Origin of the sequence: Pseudomonas sp. SIMBA_067 (assembly GCF_046534675.1) — a bacterium.
Classification (GTDB): domain Bacteria; phylum Pseudomonadota; class Gammaproteobacteria; order Pseudomonadales; family Pseudomonadaceae; genus Aquipseudomonas; species Aquipseudomonas putida.
In genome coordinates this window covers 1-230 of sequence record NZ_JAWRYH010001495.1, presented here as the reverse complement: position 1 = coordinate 230, position 230 = coordinate 1, and the positions used below count along the sequence as shown (strand labels likewise).

Below are 230 nucleotides of genomic sequence, written 5' to 3'. Positions count from 1 at the left end.
CCTAGAGGTTCGGCACCGCTCTGAACACTGCACAATCCTGTGGGAGCGGGCGTGCCCGCGAAAGGGCCGGCACAACCAAATCAGCTATCCCAGGCTGGCCTTATAGCGCTGCAACGCCGCCAAAGAGTCCGGGCAATATAGCTTGGTCAGGCTTTCCTCTTCAGCCAGCTCAAGGCTGACAAAGCGCGCCTCGATCACTTCCTCCGGCTGCAAGCGCAACGGCGCATCCG

General features: G+C 61.3%; 1 pseudogene. It reads right to left on the bottom strand.

Annotated features, from left to right (window positions below):
* Positions 1-84 precede the first annotated feature (84 nt).
* Positions 85-230, bottom strand: a pseudogene (locus tag SB765_RS34425) (NUDIX hydrolase); the annotation flags it as partial.